General features: G+C 60.5%; 4 protein-coding genes. 2 read left to right on the top strand and 2 right to left on the bottom strand.

The genetic code is table 11. The annotated features are described in order from the left end of the window. Positions 1-554: SDR family NAD(P)-dependent oxidoreductase (locus tag UP10_RS38045; RefSeq protein WP_044591217.1), on the bottom strand; the 554-nt coding region annotated here is incomplete at its 3' end. A gap of 218 nt (positions 555-772) precedes the next feature. Then, positions 773-3,628 (bottom strand): ATP-binding protein, encoded by a 2,856-nt coding sequence (locus UP10_RS38040; RefSeq protein ID WP_044592315.1) that lies wholly within the window; start codon positions 3,626-3,628, stop codon positions 773-775. Between the two features lie 279 nt (positions 3,629-3,907). On the opposite strand from UP10_RS38040, the gene UP10_RS38035 reads away from it, so the two are divergent. Further along, on the top strand, positions 3,908-5,206 hold the full coding sequence (locus tag UP10_RS38035; RefSeq protein ID WP_050043811.1) for an epoxide hydrolase family protein: 1,299 nt from the start codon (positions 3,908-3,910) through the stop codon (positions 5,204-5,206). Positions 5,207-5,342: 136 nt separating this feature from the next. Further along, positions 5,343-5,695 (top strand): Ohr family peroxiredoxin (locus UP10_RS38030; protein ID WP_044591219.1); only part of this gene is annotated, 353 nt, incomplete at its 3' end.

Raw genomic sequence — 5,695 nt, 5'->3', positions numbered from 1 at the left:
GGAGTTTTTGTCGCTCCGGGTGCGACGACATTGACGCGAATGTTGCGCGGCGCAAAGTCGGCAGCGATCGCACGCGCCATGGAGACCACCCCGCCCTTGGTGGCCGCATAGGCCGCTAGGCCGGCCTGGCCCATATAGTTGTGCACCGATCCGTTGAAGATGATGCTGGCGTTGTCGTTCAACAGAGAAGCAGCGGAGTTGATGGTGAAGAATGCGCCATTCAGGTTGGTGCGGACGATATTCTCAAACGCTGCTTCGTCCGTAGCGCCGGTGGGCGTCCTGCCGCTAATTCCGGCATTGGCGAAGACGACGTCCAGCTTGCCGAAATCCTTGGCAATATCCGCGAAGAGCTGCTTGCGATCGTCCGCCACGGTAACGTCGGCGCGGTAGCCGCGCACGTTGGGTCCCAGTTCGGCGACTGCTTCATCCAGCGTCTTCTGGTCCCGGCCGGTAATCGCGACTTCAGCGCCTTCTGCAACGAAAAGACGGGCGGTCGCCAGGCCGATGCCGCTGTTTCCGCCAGTGATGAGAGCCTTCTTACCTGTGAGTTTCATGATTACCTCCTTGATGACTTGATGTGGCCTCACCTTCGCGCCGATCTGAGGAAATTACCCGTTATGGGTCGTTAGCAGGCGTTAGCTGCTGCAAGCAGTCCGAAAAAATGACGGGCAAAACGCTTCCGCTGGCGCAAAAGAACGAGCGCAAACAGTCGGGTGACGGGATTACGAAGCGATCTCTGCTTGCTGGAGGCAGGTTGAGAGTCGTAGTGAAATCACCTCAACGTGGTGAGCAGCGCTTCGGCGGCTTTGAGGTCCGCCGTCTCAAATCCTTCCTTGAACTCCGCGTAGACCGACTGCAGTAGCGTCCGTCCGTTTTTGGACTGTCCTTGGTCGGCCAAATGCTTCGCGAGGTCCCTCGCGGTACGCAATTCCCAGGCACGCACACCTTGACGTCGGCTCAATACAAGCGACTCGTTGAAGCAGGTCTCCACCTCGCGGACGTCGGGTTTCTCCATCGATAGGAGAAGCCCGCCCTTTATGCGCAGCAGTTCCGGCATATAGAACATCTCGCCACTGACTTCGACTTGCCGAATACTCTCGTCGATCAGCGCCTTGCCTTCATCTGGCCGTCCAAGCGCGGCCAGTCCTTGAGCGACTGCAATGTTGAACTCCGTGGTGAGCACCTCATGTCGCGCCGCGTGCAGGCGCTCGAGCGTTGCCTGCAGATCCTTGACGCCCGCTTTGGTGTTGCCGCGCAGAATCGCCAACTCTGCCTTGCGACCCTGTCCGATCGCTACAAGAGGCCCCAAGGCATTGGCTTCGGCATGCGAAAGCGACAAATCGGTGTGGTATTGGGCATTATCGAGATCGCCAGCCCAGAGAAAAACCGACGCCGCGCCGGCCAAAACCAGCGCCAACGCTGCCGGATGGCCCATGGCTTCGGAGGCTTCGACCCCCTGGCGTGCGAGTTCCAGCGCCTGGGTCGGATAACCTTGCAGCCAAAGGGTCCGCGCCAGTGCGATATACGAATGGTAGTGGGGATCGTAGCTGAGGAGGACCGGTCCACGATGGGATTGCGATAATATCCGCATCAGGGAATCGAGCTCCGCACGCGAACCCGCAAGGTCACCGGTAACCTGCAGCGCCCTTCCCAACATGGCATGGGCCAGCGCTTTGACCGTCAGGTCATCAGACGTCTCGGCAATCGCCCCGCAACGTCTGGCGTATTCAAGCGAGGTCCGGAGATCTCCTCTACGGGCATGGGAAATATGTTCCATGTTAAGCAGTCCGACTTGATAAGCCGTGTCACCGTGCTGTTCGGCAATGGCCAGGCTTCTGCTCAGGGCCTCGGTTACGGCGTTGCTTTCTCCGTATATTTGCGAGGACGAGAAACCCAAGGCCGCCTGAAGATACATCTCGGTGAGACCTCCGGCGCCGGTCTTGTCGAGAGCGAGGAGTGCATGTTGTGACCAGCGGTGACATTCCGGAAGTAAAGACATCGCCAGAAAAACCTGCACCGCGGCGGCGGCAAGACTAACGCCGACCTCGGCGTTACCTTCCGGAGAAAAGCACCATTCGAGTGCGGCCCGAACATTGTTGATGGCCGCGAAATGTGAAGCGCGTTCGATTCCACTTGATGAGGTCGACCATTCCTTTCCGCTCTGCTCCAACCAGCGGCGAAAGTAGGTCGCATGCCGTATCGACAGGTCGGTAGCATCGGCGGCGTCAATGCCGATCTCACGGGCGTAATCGCGCGTTGTGTCGAGAAGCCGGTAGCGCATCATCGCCCCCAGGGGGTTCGTTGCCACGATCGATTTGGCGACCAGGCTATCTACGGCGCCAAGGACGGTCGACCTGTCGAGAGTAGCGCCGGTAACGACCTCCAGCGCCGCATCCAGGGTGAAATGGCCAACGAATACGGCGAGCCTGCGGAGCACTATACGCTCCAGTTCGGTCAGGAGCCCGAAGCTCCAATCCAGCGTGGCCTGCAGTGTCTTTTGCCGCGGTGGAGCGGTTCGCGACCCCACCCAAAGCAGAGTCAGGCGTTGATCGAGAAGGGTCGCGGTTTGTTGCAGTCCATGGGATTCGACGCGTCTGGCCGCCAGTTCGATCGCGAGCGCCACACCGTCAAGCTTTCGACAGATGCTTGCAACGATCAGGACTTCCGCATCGCTGACGTCCAAACGCGCGCCACTGGCCGCTGCGCGCTCCATGAACAGCTGTGTGGCCGGGAACGCCCGGACCGCCGCCGCCGTAAGCCCCGGATCGTCCGGCGGACAGGCCAGCGCATCCAATCGGTAGATATGCTCGCCATCTACCCGAAGCGCTTCGCGACTCGTCGCGAGAATGTGGACCTGCGGCGCTGCATCGATGATGCGTGCCGCCAGCGGCGCCACCGCTTCGACGAGATGCTCACACGTATCGAGGATCAACAGAATTCGCTTGTTGCGCAGGTAAGCGATCAGACTGGGCGTCGCATCGTTGGATTGAACCGATAGCCCAAGCATGGAGGCCATGCCTGTCGTGACCAGGGTGGGATCGCTGAGCGTTCCGAGGTCGACGAACAGCAAAGCACCCGAGAAAGCATCGACCAGGTGATGACCGACCGCTATCGCAACGGTGGTTTTGCCGACGCCGCCGGCGCCGACGATGGTGACAAAGCGCGAGGCGTTCAGCTGAGCCGACAGCTTCAGAATATCGTCGTCCCGGCCAACCACCCGGCTTTGGCGGCTGGGAAGATTGGCGTGCGGAAAAATGCTTGCGACGATGGGCGTGTCACCGCGCTGACCGGCCGACCGCGAGACTGGCGCGACGAAGCAATAACCCCTGCCGGGGAGAGTTGCGATGTATCGGGCGCCAGCCTTTCCGTCACCTAGCGCCTTACGGAGGTAAGTCATATGAAACCGCAGGCTTCCTTCCTCGACGATGACGTCGGGCCAAACCTGTGCCAACAATTCCTTCTTGCCGACAATTTCGTTGGGATGGGACAGCAAAACGACGAGGATATCGAGTGCCCGCGCACTCAACTCGATCGGTGTACCGTCGTTGGTCAGAAGCCTCTCGCTGACGATGAGACTGAAAGGACCAAAGGATATGACTTCCTTGGTCCGCGCGGCCGCTGCGATCATGGCGTCGCCTCTCGAAGCCATCCGGTCCGGTCCCAGCTCCACCGGCATTCTAGGCGAAGAGCCCGCCCCAGGCATAGCGCCAAGGTCCGGTAGGCGGCCAGAGACCAGGGGCGCAGCCCGGTCGCGAGCACTAACAACCCCTAACAACCCATAGCGGGCTAATGCGCGGACTTTGGCGCAATCTTTCCTGGCAGCGAGGATGACGGATGACCGGCTCTTCGCAGGCGTTCAAGCGAACTGCGGCCCTTCCAACCCATTAGCAAATCGAGGAGAATCCACATGTTGACGACAGAAACAAATAGCCCCGTCGCCGGTGATCTCGGCCTTCCGTTCAGAGCCGCCGCGATGGCCGACACAGCCAGTTCGCGGGCCATCGACACCGTCGGGGCCTTCGACAAAAATGCCATCCGTCCTTTCCACATCCACTTTCCAGAGGCAGCCCTCGTCGATCTGCGCCGGCGCCTGGCGGAAACACGCCTGCCAGAGAACGAGACGGTTACCGACTTCTCCCAGGGCGTACCGCTCAAGACCATCCGCCAACTTCTGCGCTACTGGCAAGTCGACTACGACTGGCGCAAGGTCGAGGCGCGGCTCAACGCCGTGCCGAACTTCATCACCGAAATCGACGGTCTGGACATCCACTTCATCCATGTCCGCTCCAAGCATGAAAATGCACTGCCGCTGATCGTGACGCATGGCTGGCCCGGTTCGGTGGTGGAGCAACTGAAGATCATCGGGCCGCTCACCGACCCTACCGCTCATGGTGGCAGCGCTTCGGACGCCTTCCACCTGGTGATTCCGTCGATGCCCGGCTACGGGTTTTCCGGCAAGCCGACTTCGACCGGCTGGGGGCCCGAACGGATCGCGCAGGCTTGGACCACTCTGATGAGGCGTCTCGGCTACAAGCACTTTGCCGCACAGGGCGGCGATTGGGGTGCGATAGTTACCGATATGCTGGGCGTGCAGGCGCCGCCGGAATTGGTCGGCATCCACACCAACATGCCCGGCGCGATTCCTGCGGAGATCGACCAGGCATCGTTTTCTGGTGCGCCGGTGCCGTCTGGTCTCTCTGCCGAAGAGACAAGCTCCTACGACCAGCTCGTTTTCGTCTACAAGCATGTCTATTACGCCTTCTGGATGGCGTCGCGCCCGCAAACACTGGCGGGGTTTGCGGACTCGCCGATCGGCCTCGCGACCTTCCTGATCGACCACGACGCGCGCAGTCTGGAACTCATCGCGCGTTCGTTTGACGGACAAACCGAGGGTCTGACACCGGACGATGTCCTCGACAATGTCACGCTGTTCTGGCTCACCAACACAGGTGTTTCGTCAGCTCGGCTCTACTGGGAGAACAAGCTGCCCTTCTTCAGTCCGAAGGGCGTCAAAGTCCCAACTGCCGTGAGCGTCTTCCCGGACGAACTGTACCAGACGCCCCGGACGTGGGCAGAGCGGGCCTATCCCAATCTCATCCATTACAACAAGGTGGAAAAGGGCGGTCATTTTGCTGCCTGGGAGCAGCCAAGGCTTTTTACCGAAGAGCTTCGTGCAGGCTTCAGATCCCTCCGCAAATCGGCTTGAAGACTACGGCGAGCGCATTGTGCGCGCCGACCAGATCTATCAGCCGCGCCAGACCAGCAACGACCGAAGGCTCGCGCGCACCGTGCCCGCGAGCCTCAAGACCGTTCTACAGGCCACTATCAAAAAAGAATGTAACATGGACCAAATCGTAAAGGTGCTCCACACCGCCAAGACCAGAACCACGGGAGACCGCGAACAGGGCGCTTCGCGCAGCTCCGACGGCCTGCTCGACATCAGGCTTTCGATGCCCGGCTCGGCGCGGATCGGTACCAACCCGGAGCAGCTGCTGGCAGCTGGCTGGTCAGCTTCTTTCGCGAATGCGATCGCGCTTGCGGCCCGCAAATGGAAAATCACGCTGCCAGCCAAAGTTAGCATCGATGCAGAGGTAGACCTGAACCTCGGTGATGGCGGCTACTCACTCAGCGCTCGGCTCAACGTGACGATCCTGGGTTTGGAGCGCAGCGTGGCAAAAGGACTGGTCGATGAAGC

Origin of the sequence: Bradyrhizobium sp. LTSPM299, assembly GCF_000938235.1 — a bacterium.
In the GTDB taxonomy this organism is placed as follows: Bacteria; Pseudomonadota; Alphaproteobacteria; order Rhizobiales; family Xanthobacteraceae; genus Bradyrhizobium.
Note: the sequence above shows the minus strand (reverse complement) of the source record. Positions and strands in the feature narration are given on the sequence as shown.

Bases quoted from the DNA above. Each gene is read 5' to 3' on its own strand.
- UP10_RS38040 (WP_044592315.1), bottom strand. From the start codon at position 3,628: ATGATCGCAGCGGCCGCGCGGACCAAGGAAGTCATATCCTTTGGTCCT.
- UP10_RS38035 (WP_050043811.1), top strand. From the start codon at position 3,908: ATGTTGACGACAGAAACAAATAGCCCCGTCGCCGGTGATCTCGGCCTT.